Below are 19,201 nucleotides of genomic sequence, written 5' to 3' on the forward strand. Positions count from 1 at the left end.
AGGGGGAGTCATGGCGAGAAGACCATCGGCTCCCCCTTCCGCCGTTCGCGGACGGGGCCGTGCGGACGGCCGTCCTGTCGACGTGCGCGGCTGGCTCGGCGGCATCCGCCTCTCCGGGTTCACGGTCATCATGCTCGGCCTCGTCGTGCTCGCGGCGTTCGTGCTCGTGCCGACCGCGAGCACGTACCTCGAGCAGCGCCAGCGGATCGCGTTCCTGCAGGAGGCCGTCCAGGTCAGCCAGGACGAGGTCGACGCGCTCGAGCGCGAGCGCTCCCGCTGGCAGGACCCCGCCTACATCACGACCCAGGCGCGGGAGCGCCTGTTCTACGGCTTCCCGGGGGAGGTCGTGTACATCGTGGAGAACGACCTCGAGGAGGCCGATCAACCGCGCGAGCCCGACCCCGTGAGCGCCGAGGTCGAGGAGGCCGAGCACGACTGGATGGGCCAGATGCTCCGGTCGGTCGTGGCCGCGGGGCTCACCGAGAACGCCGTCTCCGAAGAGGACGCCGCGCTCGACGGCGGGGGCGTCTTCCAGCCCGACTCCAGCACCGACCAGTAGCCTGACGGGGTGACGACTCCTCCCTTCGAGCCCGTGCGCCCCGTCGATCTCGAGGTGGTCTCGGCGCAGCTGCAGCGCGAGGCCCGCGGCGTCGTCGGCATCGCCGCGCGCTGCGTGTGCGGCAACCCCACCGTCGTCGCGACGGCGCCGCGCCTTCCCGACGGCAGCCCGTTCCCGACGTTCTACTACCTCACGCACCCCGCGGCGACCGCCGAGATGTCGCGCCTCGAGGCCAACCAGCTGATGCCCGAGCTCGCCGCGCTGCTCGAGACGGACGAGGACGTGCGCGCTGGCTACCTCCGCGCGCACGAGGCGTACCTCGCCGACCGCGCGCAGTTCGGCGACGTGCCCGAGATCGCCGGCATCTCCGCGGGCGGCATGCCGACCCGGGTGAAGTGCCTGCACGCGCTCGCCGGGCACGCCCTGGCCGCCGGTCCGGGAGCGAACCCGATCGGCGATCTCGCCCTCGAGCGATCGGCGTGGTCGCCCGAGCGGTGCGCCTGCGAGGATCCCGGCGCGGCTGCATGACCCGACGCGTCGCCTCCCTCGTCATCGCCCTCCTGGCGCTCGCGGGCGCGGCCGCTCCCGCGTCGGCGTCGGCGCTCGCGCAGACGGCGCCCGCGGCGCCGGTCGCCGCGCCCGCGACGGCGGATGACGAGGACGAGGGCGACGACGAGACCCCGTCTCCGACCCCGACGCCCACCGAGACCCCCGAGCCCGACGATCCGATCCGGTCGGCCGAGTACTGGCTCGAGGAGTACGGCATCGACGAGGCGTGGGAGACGACGCGAGGGGCCGGCGCGACGATCGCGGTGATCGACACGGGCATCGCGAAGGGTCCGGTCGAGTTCGAGGGCGCCGTCGCCGACGGCACGGATGTGTCGGGCGTCGGGTCCGAGGACGGCCGGACGCCCGTCGGCGTGCAGGACCAGAACCACGGCTCGTACGTCGCCTCCCTCGCCGCCGGGCGCGGCACAGGGGAGGACACCGGGATGATCGGCGTCGCGCCGGAGGCGGACCTGCTGTCGATCTCGATCGGCTTCGGCTCCTCGGCGGCGGTCCCGTTCGACGAGCAGGTCGCGAAGGCGATGGTGTGGGCCGTCGACCACGGTGCCGATGTCATCAACCTCTCGTTCACGACGAACACGCTCGACTGGGACGAGAGCTGGGACGACGCGTTCCTGTACGCCTTCGAGCACGACGTCGTCGTCGTCGTGGCAGCGGGGAACCGGGCGAGCGGCACGACCGTCGTGGGCGCGCCCGCGACCATCCCGGGCGTGCTCGCGGTCGCCGGGGTCGACACCCGCGGCGTGGCCTCGGTCGGCGCGTCGACGCAGGGCATCACGATCGGCGTCGCGGCGCCCAGCGAGCAGCTCCTCGGCGTCTCGGCGACGGGCGACGTCGTGACGTGGAACGGCACGAGCGGCGCGGCGCCCATCGTCGCCGGGATCGCCGCGCTCGTGCGGTCGGCGCACCCCGACCTCGACGCGGCGAACGTGATCAACCGGATCATCTCGACCGCGAACCGCCCTCCCCAGGTCGAGGACGTGCCCGACCCGCAGTACGGATACGGTCTCGTGGACGCCGAGGCGGCCGTGAGCGCTCCCGTCTCGCGGGTGGCCGAGAACCCGCTCGGGAGCCTCGCGGACTGGATCGCGCTCCATCGTCGCGCTGACTCGGGCCCCGAGCCCACGCCGACCGCAGGAGCGGTCGAGATCCCGCCCATCCCACCCGCCGATGCGCCCGGTGAGGCGAGCTCTCCGTTCGCCCCCTCGGCCGACAGCATGCGCGAGGTGACGCTGCCGCTCTTCGCGCTGAGCGCCGCTGGTATTCTTGTCGTGCTCGGCGTCGTGTCTGCGGTCAGGCGCGTTCGTTCGACGCGCGCGCAGCGATAGCCAGCCGAACATCAACTCAAGGAGTGACGTTTCACGTGCCCAAGATTCTCATCGTCGGTGGTGGATACGCGGGGTTCTACACCGCGTGGAAGCTCGAGAAGCACCTGCGACGCGGAGAGGCCGAGGTCGTCCTCGTCGACCCGCTTCCGTACATGACGTACCTGCCCTTCCTTCCCGAGGTCGCGGCCGGGTCGATCGAGCCGCGCCACGCGGTGGTCTCGCACCGCCGTCACCTCAAGCGCACGAAGCTCATCACGGCGAAGGTCACGAAGATCGACCACGCCCGCAAGACCGCGACGATCACGCCCGAGGGCGGCGAGCCGTGGGAGTACACCTACGACCAGATCGTCGTGACCGCAGGGTCTGTCTCGCGCACGTTCCCGATCCCGGGCATCGCCGACAACGCGATCGGCATGAAGTCGATCGAGGAGGCCGTCGCGGTGCGCGACACCCTCATCGGCAACTTCGAGAAGGCCGCAGCCCTCCCGAAGGACAACCCCCTCCGCCAGCGCCTCCTCACGACCGTCGTCGTGGGCGGCGGCTTCGCGGGCATCGAGACGTTCGCCGAGCTCCGCTCGCTCGCGAACGCGCTGCTCGAGAAGTTCCCGGAGATCTCGTTCGACGAGACGCAGTTCCACCTCATCGAGGCGATGGGTCGCATCATGCCCGAGGTCTCGCTCGAGACGAGCGAGTGGGTCCTCAAGGACCTCGCCAAGCGCGGCGCGCACGTGCACCTCGACACGCAGGTCACCTCGGCCGTGGACGGCGTCGTCGAGACGTCGACGGGTGAGAAGTACCCGACCGACCTCATCATCTGGACCGCGGGCGTCATGGCGAACCCCATCGTCGTGAACGGCGGCGACCTGCCCAAGGAGGCCCGCGGCCGCATCAGCGCCCAGGCCGACCTGCGCGTCGTCGACGCCGACGGCAACGTCGTCGAGGGCGCGTGGACCGCGGGCGACGTCGCGGCCGTGCCCGACCTCACGGGCGGCGGCGTGGGCGGCATGTGCGTCCCGAACGCCCAGCACGCCGTGCGTCAGGCGAAGCGCCTCGCGAAGAACCTCGTGGCGGTCATCCGCGGCGAGCAGCCGGTCGACTACGTGCACAAGAACCTCGGCGCGGTCGCGGGCCTCGGGCTCTACAACGGCGCCTTCCAGTCGGGCAAGATCGCCCTCAAGGGCTTCGTCGCCTGGGTCGCGCACCGCGGCTACCACGGCCTCGCGATGCCGTCGTGGGAGCGCAAGTGGCGCGTCATCTGGGGCTGGGTGCACAACTTCTTCCTCGGTCGCGACACCGTCCAGCTCGGCACGACGCAGGCGCCCCGGGTCTTCTTCGAGACCTACGCCTCGCGGCCGAAGCCGAAGGTCGAGGAGCAGCCGGCTCCCGCCGAGCAGCCCAAGGTGGAGGAGCCTGCGGCCGCTCGTTGAGCAGCTCCGCGCGAAGGCCGTCACCGCTGGTCGGTGGCGGCCTTCGCCATGCCGTAGCGTCGTTTCCACCCCCCGTAGCCCAACGGCAGAGGCAGGCGACTTAAACTCGCTTCAGTCTGGGTTCGAATCCCAGCGGGGGGACCGAGCGGGCCGGCTCAGGAGGCCGGCGTGTAGGTGATCGCCACGAGCTGCGAGCCCGGCAGCACGCGGGCGCCGCGCAGGAGCAGCGGCGCGGGCGCGCCCCGGTACAGCGGCGAGCCGCCGCCGACCAGGGCCGGGCCGACGAGCAGGATGAGCTCGTCGACGAGCCCGTGCGCGAGGAGCGGATTCCACGTGGTCGAGCTGCCGAACATGATAATGTCCCGCCCCTCCGCCTGCTTCAGCCGAGCGATCTCCGCGGTCGCCTCGGCGCGCGGGACGACGCGTGTCGTCGCCGCCCACGGATCCTCCGGCCTCACCGCGAACGAGTCGCTGACGATGACCGCCTCGAGCGCGAGCACGCGCTCGGCGATCTCCCGGTCCCGCGCGCCGGAGTCGTCGCTCTCGGCGACGGCCGACCAGGTGTCCCAGTTGAGGCGGAACCAGCGGCTGCCGTACACGATCGTGTCGGCGTTCCGCAGAAGGTCGAGATTGTGGTCGTTGAAGGCATCCTCGAACGGCATCACCGCGAGGTCGTGTTCCGGCCCTTCGAAGAAGCCGTCTGCCGAGACGAGCACCGAGACGATGAGCCTGCGCATGACGCGAGCCTAGGGATGACCGGGACTGCGCGCCAGATCAGCCCTCGCGGCGGCGCACGATCTCGGCGATCCAGATCGGGGCGTACGGCGACGCGCAGTTCGGCGGCGTCGGGTAGTCCTTGAGCACCTCGAGTCGCTCGCCGATCGCGATCGCCCGCTCACGCAGGTGCGGGTGGTGGATGCCGATGGTCGCGAGCGTCTGGTTCATCGCCCACTGCAGGCGGTCCGGGGCATCCTTCATGTCGGCTTCGATCCGGTCGAGGAGATCCTCGAGGTCGAGGCCCTCGGGCTTCTTCGCGACGCGGTCGGTCGTGAGGTCCCAGCCCGCGGCCGCGACCGTCGGATCCGCGTCATCGAACCAGCGCGTGCGAAGCGCCTCGGCGTGCGGCCCCTTCTTCACGACGTAGTTCACGAGCCAGTCCTGCACCTTCGGCGCGCGGGCCTCGCGCAGCATGGCGTCGAGCTCCTCCGCGGAGAGCTCGCGGGGCCGCGCGACGAGCACGGCGACGAGGCGCGCCGCCGTGTCGTCCGTGCGCCACAGCGCGCGGCAGAGCCCGGTGTCGGCGCCGAGGCGCTTTGCGACCGCCCGCAGCTTCGTGAGGTTGACGCCGTGGTCGTCGCCGTGCCGCTCGTTGACCGCGCGCATCCGCGGATCCTCCAGTGCGGCGAGCTCGGCGAGCACATCGGACACGGTCGAGTCGGCGATCCCCTGGGCCATGAGCTCAGCGTACGCGCCTGCGGCTCATGCGAGCAGCGCGCGCAGGCGCGCGAGCCCCTCGCGGAGTTCCTCGCGCGATGCCGTGTACGACAGTCGCACGTGCGTCTGCGCGGTCGCTGCGCCGAAGTCGCGGCCCGGCGTGAGGGAGACGTGCGCCTCCTCGAGGGCGCGGCGGCAGAACTCCCAGGCGTCCATGCCCGTCGAGGACACGTCGGCGTAGACGTAGAACGCGCCGTCCGGGGGCACAGGCACCGAGAGGCCCAGCTCCGCGAGCCCGGCGAGCGCGATCTCCCGCCGCGCGCGCAGCTCGGCCCTGCGGTCCTCGCAGACGGCGAGCGTCTCCGGCGTGAAGCACGCGAGCGCCGCGACCTGGGCGGGCGTCGACGCGCACAGGAAGTAGTTCATCGCGAGCCGCTCGACGGGCGCGACGAGCTCCTCGGGGAGCACGCACCATCCGAGACGCCATCCGGTCATCCCGAAGTACTTCGAGAAGCTCGACACGACGATCGCGTCCGGATCATGAGCCAGCACCGTCCGCGGCCGGAGCCCGTCCTCGCCCTCATCGGCGAGGTCGAGGTAGATCTCGTCGACGAGACGCCAGGCCCCGCGTTCCCGCGCGAAGGCGCAGATCGCCGCGAGCTCGTCGGGGCGGATGGTCGTGCCGGTCGGATTCGCGGGCGTCGCGATCATGACGGCGCGCGTGCGCGGGGTCCAGGCGTCCGCGACCGCGGCCGCGTCGAGCTGATAGCGCGCGGCCGCGGGAGCGGCGAGGGTCACCGCGCGGGCGCCGAACGTCTCGATGAGCTGCCGGTTGCACGGGTACGAGGGGTCCGCGAGGAGCACCTCGTCGCCCTCGTCCGCGATCGCGGCCAGCGTGACGAGCAGCGCCGCAGACGCGCCCGACGTGACGGCGATGCGGCGCGGGTCGACGTCGACGCCGTGCCGGTCGCGGTAGAAGCCCGCGATCGCCGCACGCAGCGCCGGCAGCCCGAGCGCCGGCGTGTAGGGGAGCGGGCGGCCGTCCATCGCCGCCCGCATCGCCTCGCGGACGGTCGGCGGTGCGCCGAAGTCGGGCTCGCCGAGCCCGAGGCGGATGACACGGTGGCCCTCCGCCTCGAGCTCGGCGGCGCGCGCGCCGAACGCCATCGCGTGGAAGGGCTCCACGCGCTCGGCGCGGCGGGAGATCCTCATGAGACGACGGCCGTCAGTTGAGGGCGGGGGTGTCCTGCGGGATCACGCCGTCTCCGTAGAGGTCGGTGGCGAGATCGCGGAGCGCGCGGAGGGCGACCCGCTGCGTCAGAGGACCGTAGGAGATGCGTGCGACGCCGAGCGCCTCGTACTCGGCGGCCGTCAGCGCGCCGGGCAGCCCGATCACGCTGACCTTGCGCTCGCCGATGCCCTCGACGAGTCGGGCGACCGTGTCGCGGTCGAGCGCGCCGGGAACGAACACGAGGCTCGCTCCGGCGTCGAGGAACGCGCGTCCGCGTGCGATCGCGTCCTCGATGCTCTCGTCGCGGGGCCGGTCGCCCGCGCGCACGAACGCGTCGGTGCGCGCATTGAGCTGGAAGGCCACGCCCTCGGCCTCCGCCGCGCGGGTGATCGCGGCGACCTTCGCGACGGAATCCTCGAACGGAGCCAGGCGGTCCTCGACGTTGGCGCCCACGACGCCCACGCCGATGGCACGGCGCACCGTGTCGGCCGCGTCGTCGTATCCCGCATCGAGATCGGCCGTGACCGGCAGGTCCACCGCCTCGACGATGCGCGCGATCGCCGCGAGGTTGACCTCGAGCGGCATCTCGCCGTCCTTGAATCCGTGCGATGCCGCGATCGAGTGGCCGGCCGTGGCGATCGCCCGCGTCCCCGGCAGGTCGGCGACCGTGCGGGCACTGATCGCGTCCCACACGTTCACGACGCGGAGGATCTCGGGGGCTTCGTGCAGCGACTTGAGGGAGAGGGCCCTGTCCTGAATGCTCATGCCTCGACGCTATCGACCCGCGGCGCCCGCCAGGGTCGTCCGCGCATGTGTGTCTCCCGTGACCTCACACGAGCGGCTTCTCGAGCTCGTCGAAGCGCAGGCCGGCCACGCGCGGCTCCCCGAAGCGTGCGTCGCCGTAGGGGAAGGGCGAGGTGCCGCCGGTGGGGCGGTAGCCGCGGCGCGCGTACCACGCGATGAGGTCCGTCCGCGCCGAGATCACGGTCATCCGCATCCGCGGGGATCCCCACTCCTCGCGTGCGACGCGCTCCGCCTCCGCGAGGAGAGCCGCGCCGAACCCGCGGGCCTGGCGGGCGGGGTCGACGGCGAACATCCCAAAGTAGGCGTGATCCGCACGCCGATCGAGGTGGCACGTCGCGACGATGTCGCCTTGATCCGAGAGCGTCAGGAGCCCGCCGGTGGCCGAGCCGACGAGCTGCTCGACCTCGTCGGCGCCGGTGCGGCGCCCGCCGATGAGGTGCGCCTCGGTCGTCCAGCCGGCGTCGTCAGCACGGTACGCGCGCTCGACGACGGAGACGATCGCCGCGACGTCGTCGACGGTCGCGAAGCGGAAGCGGAGGGAGGAGTCGGGTCGCGCGATCACGGACGCCATCGTATGCGGATGCGCAGGCGGCGCACGGTGGCCGCGGAGGGCGCGGTGTCTAGGATGGACGCAGAAACCAAGGGGGTTCCGTCGTGGAGTGGTTGATTCCCGTTCTCGTCGTGGTGGCGATCGTCGTCATCGCGGCGATCTACCTGTGGGCGACGTACAACTCGCTCGTCCAGCTCAACGTGCGCGTCGACGAGGCGTGGAGCGGGATCACGGTCCAGCTCAAGCGAAGAGCGGATCTGATCCCGAACCTCATCGAGACGGTGAAGGGCTACGCGGCGCACGAGAAGGCGGTGTTCGAGAACGTCACGCGGGCGCGCGCCGAGACGCTCGCGGCATCGGGCCCCGCGGAGGCGGGAGTCGCCGAGAACCACATCCAGCAGGCCCTCAAGAGCCTGTTCGCGGTGGCGGAGTCCTACCCCCAGCTGCAGGCAAGCCAGAACTACCTGCAGCTGCAGCACAGCCTCGTCGACACCGAGGACAAGATCCAGGCCTCGCGCCGCTTCTACAACGGCGGCGTCCGCGAGCTGAACACGAAGATCTCGGTGTTCCCGAACAACCTCTTCGCGCGCAACCTCGGATTCGCCCAGCGCGAGTTCTTCGAGGTCGACGGCGGGGCCGCGATCTCCGAGCCGCCGCGCGTCCAGTTCTGACCGCTCGGGCCGAAGGGCTCCTGCTCAGTTCACGCTGAGCAGGAGCCCTTCGTCATCGAGCGAGATCGTTCCGTAGAGGCTCCAGGCATCGGTGCGGTAGGTGAAGACGCCCTCCGTGCCGTCGGGGCGCGTGCCCGTGACGGTTGCGACGACGGCGCCGCCGGTGGCCTGGAAGGTGCCCGTCTCGAGGTCGATCGCGGTCTCGGGCATCCGGTCCGCACGGAAGGAGACCTCGGCCGCCTCCGCGAGGTCGGCCGGCCAGGGGACGATCATCCCGCAGCCCTGCGGCACCTCGGAGGCGGTCGCGAGGCAGCCCTCCAGATGGGCGGTCAGCTCGGCTTCGGCATCGGCGAGCGCCTGGTCGGTGAACGTCGGCGCGAGATCGACGGCGACCGGCTCGGCGGACGTGCCGACCTCGGCCGTGGCTGCTCCGTCGAGGTACTCGTCGGGCCACGCCGACACCTCGTACGAGCCCGGAAGGAGTGCGAGCTGCGCGGCGCCGCCCTCGAGTGCGACCGGCTCGCCGGCCACATCCACCCACGCGCCGCGCGTCGCCGTCACCGTCACGGGCGAGAGCGGGACCTCGACGACGTGCCATCCCGATGGGGACGAGGTCAGCGTGAACGCGAGCTCCAGCGGCTCCCCGTCGAGGGTCGCCTCCGCCCGCACCTGGGCGCTGTCCTCCGACTCGTCGACCTCGACGATCTCGGCGGCGGAGAGATGCGCGGACGCCGCGGAGAACGCGCTCCACGCGGTGTCCGGCACGGCGTCGGCGTCTGCGAGCAGGGCGCGGACCGCGTCGGCGTCGCCCGACGAGAGCGCGTCGAGATACCGCGCGGCCGTCTCCTCCGCGCTCGCCGGTCGGCTGGTCGACCAGAAGCCGATCGCGAGCATGCCGACGACGATCACGCCGACGACGGCGAGGATCGGGACCAGGGGTCGTTTCATGCGGGCTGCCTCCACCCGCAACACTAATCAGCCGTTGCTCGGAGAGCGCCGGGATGGGCGTGGCGCGGCGCGTCGAGCACGTGCGCGACATCGTCCGCGGCATCGCCCCAGCGCGAGACGGAGATCGCGTCGAGCCCCTGCCAGGCCGCTGCCTCGCGCAGCGCCTCCGCCGCCCTCTCGGCGACGCCGGCCGGATCGACGTGCGCCTCCCACCAGGCGGACTGCACGCGCAGCGCGGCCGCCGCGCGGTCGGCCTTGAGGTCGAACCGACCCGCGATGCGGTCTCCGACGAGCAGCGGGAGCGAGTAGTAGCCGAACCGGCGCCGCTCGGCCGGCGTGTAGATCTCGATGCGGTAGTCGAATCCGAACATCCGCTCCGCGCGCTCGCGGAACCACACGACGGGGTCGAAGGGGGTGAGCAGGGTCGCGCGGTCGATGCGCCGGGGGAGCACGGCGTCCCGATGACGCCAGGCCGGCAGCGCACGGCCCGCGCGCTCCCACCCGCGCACGGCGACGGGGACGAGCTCTCCCGCGTCCTCGAGGTCGGACACGGCGGCGAGGACGCCGCGGCGGTCGCGCAGCCGGTGGTAGTCGGCGATGTCGGATGCCGTGGCCACGCCGTATGCGAGCGCCGCCCGGCGCACGAGCTCGCGGACCGCGTCGTCGGGGGCGACGACGCGGTCGAGGTGCTCGTGCGGGATGACGTGCTCGGCGAGGCCGTAGCGGCGCTCGAAGCCGTTGCGGCCGGCGATCGCGACCTCGCCGAAGCGCCACAGCATCTCGAGGGCGCGCTTGACGTCGTCCCAGCCCCACCATGGGCCGCGGCTCGCCTCGACATCGCGCTCGATCTCCGCGGGCCGCAGCGGACCGCGCTCCGCGAGCTCGGCGCGCACCCAGTTCACGGTGTCGGCGTTCGCGGCGAACCAGCTTCCCGGCCCCGCGTACCGGTTCCGCATGGCGTCCATGCGGAACCGCCAGAGCGGCCAGTCCGCGACCGGGACGAAGGTCGCCTCGTGGGCGAGGTACTCGACGTGCTCGGGCGCCCGCCCCCGACGCGCGGGGGTCAGGACGAGGCGATCCAGCAGATCCCGGTCGTAGGGCCCCAGCCGCGAGAAGAGCGGCATGTAGTGCGATCGGGAGAACACGTTCACGGAGTCGATCTGCAGGACGTGCATGCGCGCGAGCTCGCGGCGGACATGACGCAGCGAGGGCGTGGCCGGACGCGCACGGGAGAGGCCCTGGGCGGCGAGGCCCAGGCGGCGGGCTTCGGCAGCCGAGAGGACATCCTTCACGCGCGCAACGCTACCGGCGACCTCCGACACCGGGTCGCGCAGGCGGCCGATCGCGTGCCGACAGCGGAATGCACCCGGGATTAGGATGACGAGGATGAGCGACGACACGCCCCCGAGCGCTCGCGCGGGATTCCTCCGTCGACGCCGCGCCGCGCCGCCGAGCGCTCCTCCCGTGAGCCCTCCGCCCGCGGATCCCGTCGAGGTCCCCGTCGGACTGCGCATCGCGACGGCCTACGGATGGCGCTTCCTCGTGCTCGCCGCCGTCGCCGCCGTGATCGTCTGGCTCGTCATCCAGTTCAAGCTGCTCGTCATCCCGATCTTCGTGGCGACGCTGCTCACCGCCCTCCTGTTCCCGTTCTTCTCGTGGATGCTGCGCCACCGGGTGCCGCGCGTGCTCGCGGTCGTCGTGAGCGTGCTCGGGACGCTCGCGGTCGTGACGGGCCTCGTGTGGCTCGTCGTCTGGCAGATCTCGCGGCAGGCGGAGGAGGTGCGCGCCCGCGCCGCTGAGTCGATCGCCGGTCTGCGGACCTTCCTCATCGACGGAGGGCTCGTCACCGCCCAGCAGCTCGACGACCTGCTCACGGGCGGCCTCCAGCTCGTCGAGGAGCAGGCCGATCTGCTCCTGAACGGCGCGCTCGCCGTGGGCTCGACCGTGGGGCACGTCGCCGCCGGCGCGCTCGTCGCGCTCTTCGTGCTCCTGTGCTTCCTCCTCGACGGCGCCGGCATCTGGCGCTGGACCGTCCGGCTCTTCCCGCGCGCGGCGCGGCCGGCCGTCGATGCGGCGGCGCGCAACGGATGGACCACGCTCATCAACTACGCGCGCACGCAGATCATCGTCGCGACGATCGACGCGATCGGCATCGGCATCGGCGCGTTCGCGCTCGGCGTGCCCCTGGCCATCCCCATCGCGGTCCTCGTGTTCCTCGGGGCATTCGTCCCGTTCGTCGGCGCCATCGTCACGGGCGCGCTCGCGGTCGTGATCGCGCTCGCCTACAACGGCATCTGGATCGGCGTCGCGATGCTCGCGGTCGTCCTGCTCGTGCAGCAGGTCGAGAGCCACATCCTGCAGCCGCTCCTCATGGGATCGGCCGTCAAGGTGCACCCGCTCGCGGTCGTCCTCGTCGTCGCGGGCGGCTCGATGGTCGGCGGCATCGCCGGCGCCCTGTTCGCGGTGCCGGTCGCGGCGTTCGTGAACGTCGTCGCCGTGACGCTCAGCTCGGGGTCGTGGCGCACGGGAGCCGAGGTCCGCTCGGCCGATCTCATCTGGAGCACGGTCCCCAAGAGCCTCGGCCGAGGCGACGAGGACGACCACAGGAAGGCACGCACATGACGCGGATGGACGCGGACGCACCCGAGGATGCTCACGCGACGCCGGACGCCCCGCCGATCCCCGCGCTCGCCGAGTTCGAGGAGGCCGCGCGCTTCCTCGAGGGCGTCGTGGAGCACACCCCGACCGAGTACTCGCAGCACCTCAGCGAGGTGCTCGGCGCCCCGGTGCACCTCAAGCTCGAGAATCTGCAGCGCACGGGGTCGTTCAAGGTGCGCGGAGCGACCTACCGCCTGTCGCGCCTCACGGAGGACGAGCGGCGTCGCGGCGTGGTCGCGGCCTCGGCGGGCAACCACGCGCAGGGCGTCGCGCTCGCGGCGCAGCAGCTCGGCATCCCGGCGACGATCTACATGCCGCTCGGCGTTCCCGTCCCGAAGCTCCTCGCGACGAAGGGCTACGGCGCCGAGGTGGTGCTCGACGGCGCGACCGTCGACGTCGGGCTGCGTCGCGCTGCGGAGCACGCCGAGCGCACGGGAGCCGTGCTCATCCACCCGTTCGATCACCGCGACGTGATCATCGGCCAGGGCACGCTCGGCCTCGAGATCCTCGACGACGTGCCCGACGTCGACACGATCATCATGGGGATCGGCGGCGGAGGCCTCATCGCGGGCGTCGCCGCGGCCGCGAAGGCACGGGCGGCCGCGGCGGGGCGCACGGTGCGGATCATCGGCGTGCAGGCCGAGAACGCCGCGCCCATGCTCCCGTCGCTCGCCGCCGGAGAGCCCGTGCGCGTCGAGACGAAGCCGACGATCGCCGACGGCATCCTCGTCGCCCGCCCGGGCGATGTGCCGTTCGCGATCGTCCGCGAGCTCGTCGACGAGGTCGTGACCGTGGGGGAGGACGACATCGCGCGCGCGCTCCTCGTGCTGCTGGAGCGGGCGAAGGTCGTCGTCGAGCCGGCCGGCGCGGTCGGCGTCGCGGCCATCCTCGCGGGCAAGGTGAGTCCGCAGGGGTCCACGGTCGCTCTCCTGTCGGGCGGCAACATCGATCCGCTCCTGCTGCAGCGGGTCGTCGCACACGGCCTCGCCGCGTCGGGCCGCTACATGACCATCCGCATCCCGCTGCCCGACCGTCCCGGTCAGCTCGCGCGCGTCTCCGAGCTCCTCGCGGAGGCCGGAGCGAACGTGATCGAGGTGCTGCACACGCGGCACGGGCAGGGCATGCAGATCAGCGAGGTCATCCTGCAGATCTCCGTCGAGACGCGCGGCGAGGAGCACAAGCTGCTCACGCTGCAGATCCTCCGCGACGCGGGATTCCGGCCCGAGATCCTGCCGGAATGACGAGAGGGCGACGGCCGGCCGGCCGTCGCCCTCTCGCGCGTGCGGGCTCAGCCCGTGAAGGTCTCGACCTTGACGATCTCGACGGGGATGTCCTTGCCGTTGGGCGCCTGGTAGCTCGTCTTCTCGCCCTCCTTGAGGCCGAGGATGGCGGCGCCGAGCGGGCTCTGCTCGCTGTAGACGTCGAGGTCGGTGCCTCCGGCGATCTCGCGGCTGCCGAGCAGGAAGCGCTCCTGGTCGCCGAACACGACCGCCGTCACGACGGTGCCGGGCTCGACGATGCCGTTGGACTCGGGGGCGACGCCGACCTTCGCGTCCTTGAGGAGCGCCTGCAGCTGGCGGATGCGCGCCTCCTGCTTCCCTTGCTCGTCCTTGGCCGCGTGGTAGCCGCCGTTCTCGCGGAGGTCGCCCTCCTCGCGGGCCGCCTCGATGCGCTTCGCGATCTCCTCACGACCGGTGGTCGAGAGGTGCTCGAGCTCGGCGGCGAGGCGGTCGTACGCCTCCTGCGTCAGGAACGGGACCTGGGTGTCATCGGACACGGTCTGTCTCCTTCGTGGATGCGCGGCCGAGGGGGCCGGCATATGTGAAGACGCCCCGGCAGGTCGCCGGGGCGTCGGATGGACTGACCGTCGATCTTACGGAACCCAGCAGGACTTCACAATTCCGGTCGTCGCCTCCGCGACGGTGGGGATGCTCTCGGTGTGCGAGGCCGACACGGCGTCGGACGGCGGGTACTCGACGATCCGCCAGCCGACCACGCCGAACTGCTCGTCGAGCGCCTCGAGCGCGCAGGCGACGCTCTCGCGCGAGCCCGAGGTGATCTGGAAGGTCACCGACACCTCGTGCTCGCTGCGCACCTCGTAGCCGAGATCGTCGAAATCGACCTCGGCGGCGGCGGTCTGCATCGTCGACCACCCGAACCACCCGACCGCGAGGGCGGCGAGCGCGATTCCCGCGATCCATGCGATGCGGCGCGAGCGGCGGGGGGTTCGCCCGTAGCGCTCGTCGAGACGCTGCTGGATCGTCACGGCGTCGTCCTCTCAGGTCGGGCGAACTAGGCTGGGACTCCAGGCTAACCGCCTTTTCCCGGCGCCCCGTCTCGGGCGCCGCGCACCCCGGAGGAGTCCTCGATGCCCGCTCTCGCCGTGCTCGCCGCCACCCCGAGCCCGCAGCCGACTGTGGATCCGGACCTCGTCACGCCCGGCCCCCTCGGCTTCGCGACGATCGTCGTCCTCGTCATCGCGGTGTTCCTCCTCGTCTTCGACATGCTGCGCCGCGTGCGCCGGGCGCGGTACCGCGAGGAGGCGAACGCCGTGCTCGACGCGGAGGAGGAGGCCGCCGCACAGGAGGCGGCCGCGCAGGAGGCGGCCGCGCAGGAGGGCGCCGATCCGCGGGGAACCGGGACGGCGTCGGATGGCCGCGGTGAGACGGGCGAGGAGCCTACGCCGGGCCGTTGAACGCGGGATCGAGCGCGATGAGCAGCGCCCCCGCCCAGTGGCAGAGGAACGCGAGCACCGTGCACACGTGGAAGATCTCGTGGAATCCGAAGTGGCCCGGCCACGGGTTGGGCTTCTTGATCGCGTAGACGACCGCGCCGGCCGAGTAGAGGAGGCCGCCGACGATCACGAGGACCATCATCGTCCGGTTCGCCTGGAAGAGATCGCCCATGTACATGACGGCCGCCCAGCCGAGCACGAGGTAGAGGGCGACGTAGAGCCACCTCGGGGCGCCGATCCAGAACACCCGGAAGAGGATCCCGAGGAGGGCTCCGGTCCAGACGAGGACGAGCAGCAGCACGCCCTTCGACGGCGGCAGCGCGAGCACGCCGATCGGCGTGTACGTGCCCGCGATGAGCAGGAGGATGTTCGCATGGTCGATCCGCTTGAGGATCAGACGCGTGCGGGGCTTCCAGTGGAAGCGGTGGTAGAGCGCCGAGTTGCCGAAGAGCAGGAGCGACGACGCGGCGAAGACCGCCGACGCGGCCTTCGCCGCCGCGCCGTCGGCGAGCGCCACGAGGACGATGCCCGCCACGATCGCGACGGGGAAGGTCCCAGCGTGGATCCAGCCGCGCCACGACGGCTTGGGCTCCTCGTGGGCGTCCGCGCGCGCGGCATCCATCAGCGGGAGCCGGGGCACGCCGTCCGGGGTCTGCGCGGGCGTGTGCTCGTCGGAGGTCATGGTCTGACAGTACGCGCCAGCGCATGCCGTGAGCGGCACGCGGACGCCCGGAGTACGCTCGGAGGGTGATCAGCGAGCGGTCGGCGGCAGGACGGGGGCCCCTGTACCGTCTCTACATCTCGCGGCTGCACCGGCAGATCGATCCGGCGAAGGTGCCCCACCACGTCGCGATGATGATCGACGGCAATCGCCGCTGGGCGCGTCAGCTGGGCTACGAGACGCCGGCGCACGGGCACCGCGCGGGCGCCGCGAAGATGCGCGAGTTCCTCGAGTGGTGCGAGGCGATCGGCGTCGAGGTCGTCTCGCTCTACCTGCTCTCGCACGACAACCTCCGCAAGCGCGACAGCCGCGAGCTGCAGGATCTCATCGAGATCATCGCGGGGCTCGCGGGGCAGCTCTCCCGACGACGGGACTGGCGCGTGCAGCACGTGGGACGCTCCGAGGGCCTTCCGGACTTCCTCCTGTCCGCCCTGCGCGACGCGGAGGAGCGCACCCGAGGCAACAGCGGGCTGCACGTCAACCTCGCGGTCGGGTACGGCGGACGCCATGAGATCGTCGACGCCGTCCGCAGCATCATCCGCGAGCACGGGTCGAACGGGGGCACCCTCGAGGATCTCGCCGCGCACCTCACGCCCGAGCAGATCGCCGAGCACCTCTACACGGGAGGTCAGAAGGACCCCGACCTCGTCATCCGGACGAGCGGCGAGCAGCGCCTGAGCGACTTCCTCCTCTGGCAGAGCGCGCACAGCGAGTTCTACTTCCTCGAGGCGCTCGGCCCCGACCTGCGCGAGGTCGACTTCCTCCGCGCCATCCGCGACTTCGGGTCGCGAGACCGGCGCTTCGGCCGCTGACGCGCGCAACCTCGCGGACCGCCGCCTCTGCGAGAATGGTGGCGTGACCACCCTCGCAGACCTCACCGCCTCGTTCGACGTGGAACCGGGCTATCTCGACTGGGCGCGGTTCGGCCCCCTCTCCCGCACCGTGCGCGAGGAGGCGATGGCCGATCTCGAGCTGCTCGGCTCCGGTCGCGAGAGCGGGATCGGCCTCGTGTCCGGCCGTGTGGACGAGGCGCGCGCGGCGATCGCCGGCCTCCTGCGCGTGGACCCCGCGGAGGTCGCCCTGCAGCCCTCGACCACGCACGGCCTCGCGCAGGCCGTCTACGGCGTCACGGGCGGCGTCGTCGCGTCGCCCCTCGAGTTCCCCAGCATCCCCGTGACGATCGCGCGGGCCGCGACCGCCCTCGGCCGCATCGTGCCGCAGTGGATCGCGCCCGAGCACCGGTTCGTCACGCCCGAGGCCGTCGCCGAGACGATCGACGAGTCCACGAGCGCCGTGGCCGTGAGTCTCGTCGACTTCCGCACCGGCTACCGCGCCGACCTCGCAGGCATCCGCGAGGTCATCGGCGACGACCGGCTGCTCATCGTCGACGCGACGCAGGCCGTCGGCGTCGTCGACGCCGAATGGACGGCCGCCGATGTCGTCGCCGCGCACGGATACAAGTGGCTGCGGGCGGGGCGGGGCACCGGCTTCGCGTGGTACGGCCGACGGGCGCGCGTCGCGCTCGACCCCGTGCTCTCGGGCACCACCGGCACGGACGCCGACGACCTGCCGTACGACGTCGTGCCCGTGCCGGCGCCCGCGCCCGATGCCCGCGCCTTCACGGTCTCGCGCCCCGACCCCCTGGCGGCCGCGCGTCTCGCGTCGGCGGTCGGCGAGGTCGCATCCGCGGGCATCGCCGAGATCGAGGCGGCCGTGGCGGAGCGCGCCGGACGCATCATCGAGATCGCCGACGCGCACGGCATCGAGGTCGTGACGCCGCGCGATCCGGCCCGACGCGCGGGCATCGTCGCCCTCGACCCCGGGGCACGTCATGTCGGAGCCCTCGGCGCCGCCCTCGCGAACGCGGGGGTGACGGCGACGGCGCGATCCGGATACGTCCGCGTGTCGCCGCACGTCGCGACCGACGACGAGACGCTGCGGATGCTCGACGACGCGTGCGCGGTCTTCGTGCAGACGCGCGTGGGCTGACCTCGCCGCGTTCACGAGATCTTCATCCGCCCGTCAGCGTGTCCATGCGCCGCAGACGGCCCCGGCGGTCGTAGCTTCGGATCACCGGGCAAGGCGTCCGGTCGGGTCGGCCGTCAGGACTGCGACTCGTGGCCCCAGGTCGACTCGTCGAATCCGGGCGGAAGCCCGGGGTCGGGAGTGTGACGTGGCCACCACGACGGGCGTGAGCACCAGCACTGTCAGGAAGACCGGGCGGCGGTCGACGACGCGGGAGGCGCAGGACCTGCGCACCTACGTGCTCGACACCTCGGTCCTGCTGAGCGATCCGAGGGCGTTCTTCCGCTTCGCGGAGCACAGCGTCGTGATCCCCGTGGTGGTGATCACCGAGCTCGAGGGCAAACGGCACGATCCGGAGATCGGCTACTTCGCACGCGCCGCGCTGCGGCACCTGGACGAGCTGCGCGTCGAGCACGGGCGCCTCGACTTCCCCGTGCCCGTGGGCGAGGGCGGCACACTGCGCGTCGAGCTCAACAACACCGACCAGAGCGTGCTGCCCAGCGGCATCCGCCTCGCCGACAACGACAGCCGCATCCTCGCCGTCGCCGCGCACCTCGCACAGGACGGACAGAGCGTCACGATCGTCTCCAAGGACCTCCCGATGCGCGTGAAGGCCGCCTCGCTCGGCCTCGCGGCAGAGGAGTACCTCGCCGAGCAGGCGGTCGACTCGGGCTGGACCGGGATCGCGACCCTGCAGGTCTCGGGCGACGAGATGTCGGACCTCTACGAGAGCGAGGTCGCGCTGCACGACGATGCACGCGGGCTCCCGGTCAACACCGGCCTCGTCATCCAGTCGGAGCGGGGCTCAGCGCTCGGCCGCGTCACGGGCGACGGCGAGCTGCGCCTCGTCCGCGGCGACCGCGAGGTGTTCGGCCTGCACGGGCGCTCGGCCGAGCAGCGCATCGCGATCGACCTCCTCCTCGACCCGACCGTCGGCATCGTCTCCCTGGGCGGGCGCGCCGGAACGGGCAAGTCGGCGCTCGCGCTCTGTGCGGGGCTGGAGGCGGTGCTCGAGCGCCAGCAGCAGAAGAGGATCATCGTCTTCCGGCCGCTGTTCGCGGTGGGCGGTCAGGAGCTCGGCTACCTGCCCGGCGACCAGGCAGAGAAGATGAATCCCTGGGGCCAGGCGGTCTTCGACACGCTCGGATCGGTCGTGTCGCAGAACGTCCTCGACGAGGTCGTGGAGCGCGGGATGCTCGAGGTGCTCCCGCTCACGCACATCCGCGGCCGCTCGCTGCACGACGCGTTCGTGATCGTCGACGAGGCGCAGTCCCTCGAGCGCAACGTGCTCCTCACGGTGCTGAGCCGGATCGGGCAGGGATCGAAAGTCGTCCTCACGCACGACGTGGGGCAGCGCGACAACCTGCGCGTCGGCCGTCACGACGGCATCGCGAGCGTCATCGAGTCGCTCAAGGGACACGATCTCTTCGGGCACGTCACGCTCACGCGCAGCGAGCGCTCGGCGATCGCGGCCCTCGTGACCGACCTGCTGGAGGTCGGCGAGCTCTCCTGACGTGGGCACGGCGACGGCGGCGGGGCAACGT

21 protein-coding genes and 1 tRNA gene are annotated in these 19,201 nt (G+C 72.1%); 12 read left to right on the forward strand and 10 right to left on the reverse strand.

All coding sequences use genetic code 11. The annotated features are described in order from the left end of the window. Positions 1-10: 10 nt before the first annotated feature. From GC092_RS05875 to GC092_RS05895, 5 genes are all read left to right on the forward strand, one after another. Complete coding sequence (locus GC092_RS05875; RefSeq protein ID WP_271173788.1) at positions 11-559, forward strand: FtsB family cell division protein; 549 nt, start codon at positions 11-13, stop codon at positions 557-559. Between the two features lie 9 nt (positions 560-568). Then, entirely contained in the window at positions 569-1,087 is a 519-nt protein-coding gene (locus tag GC092_RS05880) for a DUF501 domain-containing protein (protein WP_282979592.1), read from the forward strand. Continuing rightward, positions 1,084-2,454 carry a S8 family serine peptidase gene (locus GC092_RS05885; RefSeq protein WP_324014407.1) on the forward strand — a complete coding sequence of 457 codons (1,371 nt, stop codon included), beginning with the start codon at positions 1,084-1,086 and terminating at the stop codon, positions 2,452-2,454. Before GC092_RS05880 ends, GC092_RS05885 begins: the two co-directional genes overlap by 4 nt. A 35-nt stretch (positions 2,455-2,489) precedes the next feature. Beyond that, positions 2,490-3,881 carry an NAD(P)/FAD-dependent oxidoreductase gene (locus tag GC092_RS05890; RefSeq protein WP_282979590.1) on the forward strand — a complete coding sequence of 464 codons (1,392 nt, stop codon included), beginning with the start codon at positions 2,490-2,492 and terminating at the stop codon, positions 3,879-3,881. A gap of 68 nt (positions 3,882-3,949) precedes the next feature. Then, positions 3,950-4,022: transfer RNA gene (locus GC092_RS05895), tRNA-Leu, on the forward strand. Positions 4,023-4,036: 14 nt separating this feature from the next. On the opposite strand, the gene GC092_RS05900 is transcribed toward GC092_RS05895, so the two are convergent. The 5 genes from GC092_RS05900 to GC092_RS05920 form a co-directional block, all read right to left on the reverse strand. After that, positions 4,037-4,618, reverse strand: coding sequence for a dihydrofolate reductase family protein (locus tag GC092_RS05900; RefSeq protein ID WP_324014408.1), 582 nt, complete (start codon positions 4,616-4,618; stop codon positions 4,037-4,039). A gap of 37 nt (positions 4,619-4,655) precedes the next feature. Continuing rightward, the gene (locus tag GC092_RS05905; RefSeq protein WP_324014409.1) at positions 4,656-5,336 is read right to left on the reverse strand and encodes a DNA alkylation repair protein; all 681 of its coding nucleotides are present in this window, start codon (positions 5,334-5,336) and stop codon (positions 4,656-4,658) included. A gap of 24 nt (positions 5,337-5,360) precedes the next feature. After that, entirely contained in the window at positions 5,361-6,527 is a 1,167-nt protein-coding gene (locus tag GC092_RS05910; RefSeq protein WP_324014410.1) for an aminotransferase class I/II-fold pyridoxal phosphate-dependent enzyme, read from the reverse strand. A 13-nt stretch (positions 6,528-6,540) separates the two neighbouring features. Next, on the reverse strand, positions 6,541-7,311 hold the full coding sequence (locus tag GC092_RS05915; RefSeq protein ID WP_324014411.1) for an isocitrate lyase/PEP mutase family protein: 771 nt from the start codon (positions 7,309-7,311) through the stop codon (positions 6,541-6,543). Positions 7,312-7,375: 64 nt separating this feature from the next. Continuing rightward, positions 7,376-7,912, reverse strand: a complete 537-nt coding sequence (locus GC092_RS05920) for a GNAT family N-acetyltransferase (RefSeq protein WP_324014412.1) — start codon at positions 7,910-7,912, stop codon at positions 7,376-7,378. 92 nt (positions 7,913-8,004) lie between these two features. Here GC092_RS05920 and GC092_RS05925 point away from each other — a divergent pair, with 92 nt between their 5' ends. Next, on the forward strand, positions 8,005-8,571 hold the full coding sequence (locus tag GC092_RS05925; RefSeq protein ID WP_282979584.1) for a LemA family protein: 567 nt from the start codon (positions 8,005-8,007) through the stop codon (positions 8,569-8,571). A gap of 24 nt (positions 8,572-8,595) precedes the next feature. Here GC092_RS05925 and GC092_RS05930 read toward each other — a convergent pair whose 3' ends face one another. Continuing rightward, entirely contained in the window at positions 8,596-9,519 is a 924-nt protein-coding gene (locus GC092_RS05930; RefSeq protein WP_324014413.1) for a hypothetical protein, read from the reverse strand. 23 nt (positions 9,520-9,542) lie between these two features. After that, complete coding sequence (locus GC092_RS05935) at positions 9,543-10,811, reverse strand: winged helix-turn-helix domain-containing protein (RefSeq protein ID WP_324014414.1); 1,269 nt, start codon at positions 10,809-10,811, stop codon at positions 9,543-9,545. Positions 10,812-10,905: 94 nt separating this feature from the next. Between GC092_RS05935 and GC092_RS05940 the strand changes: the two genes are divergently transcribed. Both GC092_RS05940 and ilvA read left to right on the forward strand, forming a co-directional pair. Next, positions 10,906-12,141 carry an AI-2E family transporter gene (locus GC092_RS05940; protein WP_324014415.1) on the forward strand — a complete coding sequence of 412 codons (1,236 nt, stop codon included), beginning with the start codon at positions 10,906-10,908 and terminating at the stop codon, positions 12,139-12,141. A 5-nt stretch (positions 12,142-12,146) separates the two neighbouring features. Continuing rightward, positions 12,147-13,418 carry a threonine ammonia-lyase gene (gene ilvA, locus GC092_RS05945; RefSeq protein ID WP_271173823.1) on the forward strand — a complete coding sequence of 424 codons (1,272 nt, stop codon included), beginning with the start codon at positions 12,147-12,149 and terminating at the stop codon, positions 13,416-13,418. 47 nt (positions 13,419-13,465) lie between these two features. Here the strand turns inward: ilvA and greA are convergent, their stop codons facing one another. After that, the gene (greA, locus tag GC092_RS05950; protein WP_271173775.1) at positions 13,466-13,954 is read right to left on the reverse strand and encodes a transcription elongation factor GreA; all 489 of its coding nucleotides are present in this window, start codon (positions 13,952-13,954) and stop codon (positions 13,466-13,468) included. Positions 13,955-14,050: 96 nt separating this feature from the next. Next, positions 14,051-14,443, reverse strand: a complete 393-nt coding sequence (locus tag GC092_RS05955; protein WP_324014416.1) for a DUF4307 domain-containing protein — start codon at positions 14,441-14,443, stop codon at positions 14,051-14,053. 102 nt (positions 14,444-14,545) lie between these two features. On the opposite strand from GC092_RS05955, the gene GC092_RS05960 reads away from it, so the two are divergent. Next, complete coding sequence (locus GC092_RS05960) at positions 14,546-14,872, forward strand: hypothetical protein (protein ID WP_324014417.1); 327 nt, start codon at positions 14,546-14,548, stop codon at positions 14,870-14,872. On the opposite strand, the gene trhA is transcribed toward GC092_RS05960, so the two are convergent. After that, complete coding sequence (gene trhA / locus GC092_RS05965; RefSeq protein ID WP_271173772.1) at positions 14,856-15,593, reverse strand: PAQR family membrane homeostasis protein TrhA; 738 nt, start codon at positions 15,591-15,593, stop codon at positions 14,856-14,858. The genes GC092_RS05960 and trhA overlap by 17 nt on opposite strands. A 65-nt stretch (positions 15,594-15,658) precedes the next feature. On the opposite strand from trhA, the gene GC092_RS05970 reads away from it, so the two are divergent. From GC092_RS05970 to GC092_RS05980, 3 genes are all read left to right on the forward strand, one after another. Next, positions 15,659-16,444, forward strand: a complete 786-nt coding sequence (locus GC092_RS05970) for an isoprenyl transferase (protein WP_271173771.1) — start codon at positions 15,659-15,661, stop codon at positions 16,442-16,444. Positions 16,445-16,487: 43 nt separating this feature from the next. Beyond that, positions 16,488-17,621: an aminotransferase class V-fold PLP-dependent enzyme gene (locus GC092_RS05975; protein ID WP_324014418.1), complete on the forward strand. Its 1,134-nt coding sequence runs from the start codon at positions 16,488-16,490 to the stop codon at positions 17,619-17,621. 202 nt (positions 17,622-17,823) lie between these two features. Continuing rightward, positions 17,824-19,170, forward strand: coding sequence for an RNA 5'-3' helicase PhoH2 (locus tag GC092_RS05980; protein WP_324014419.1), 1,347 nt, complete (start codon positions 17,824-17,826; stop codon positions 19,168-19,170). Positions 19,171-19,201 lie beyond the last annotated feature (31 nt).

The organism is Microbacterium sp. JZ37, from assembly GCF_035188445.1.
In the GTDB taxonomy this organism is placed as follows: Bacteria; Actinomycetota; Actinomycetes; order Actinomycetales; family Microbacteriaceae; genus Microbacterium; species Microbacterium barkeri.